We start from the raw sequence: 992 nt of genomic DNA, 5'->3' as shown, positions 1-992 counted from the left end.
AAAAGGATGTGTCGCAAAACGTAAGTTTTGTGGCACATCCTTTTTTACTCTCAACAGCAAAAACGAATCCAGTATGTGGAACTTCCGCAGCGTTTTGGGCATGCAAAAGCCAGCCCACACCACCTGGATGGAGCTTTCTGCGGAAGTTTTTCAATTTCGGTAAGCTACGCTGTCATTTTCTCAGATACACGGGTTTGAAGCCGTCCGTGTTCCCGCTTCATCCACAGCTTTTTCAGGTTGAAGGCTAAAGCGAGAAAGAACATTTCAGTCCGTACGTTTGCCTTTCCAGTAGTTAGAAAGCGGCGGAACCCAAAGTCGTTTTTTAGAAGTGCAAAGGCTCCCTCCGCCTGAATGGAGCGGCACAGCCGAAGATGTATCCCCCGTGGTGTGGTAATATTTTCAGTTGCCGTAGCTCGCTTTTCCCAGAAGGTCTTTTTCAGTGTGATCTCTTTGGGCTTAGTTGGATTCTTGGCTCGGCAGCACTGGGAACGGCACGGGCAGCCATCGCAGTTTTCGCAGCAATACCACGCAGTGGAAACCAACTGTCCGTCTTGAACTTCGGTACACTCCCGCCGCAGAAATAGCCGGCGGCCTTGCGCACAGATAAAACAGTCTTCTTCCTGGTCATATTCCATGTTCTCCACTCGCCCAACTTGTTTCTTAAACTTTTTGCTGCGTCGTTGCTCATAGTTCGTGGGCTTTATATAACAGATTTGTCCTGTGGAATCCAGGTAGAGATAGTTCTCCAAGCTCTCATACCCGGCATCGGCCACCACTTCTTCATAACGGACATGGTGAAACTGCTCCAGCTTCTTTAAAAACGGCTGAAGCGTTCTCACATCATTTCGGTCGAAAAACAGCTCTATCCCGGTGATATACTCACTGTTCACACCAATCTGCACATTATAAGCTGGCTTGAGCTGCCCGTTTCGCATGTGGTCTTCTTTCAGCCGCATAAATGTGGCATCTTCGTCTGTTTTGGAGTAACTGTT

The 992-nt window shown here is 48.3% G+C and carries 1 protein-coding gene; it reads right to left on the bottom strand.

Features of this window, described 5'->3' with window-relative positions:
- Positions 1 to 164: 164 nt before the first annotated feature.
- On the bottom strand, positions 165 to 992 hold an 828-nt coding region (locus H9X86_RS12070), incomplete at its 5' end, for a transposase (RefSeq protein WP_204901738.1).

This window comes from Pseudoflavonifractor capillosus, from assembly GCF_016902575.1.
Classification (GTDB): Bacteria; Bacillota; Clostridia; order Oscillospirales; family Oscillospiraceae; genus Enterenecus; species Enterenecus capillosus_A.
Note: the sequence above shows the minus strand (reverse complement) of the source record. Positions and strands in the feature narration are given on the sequence as shown.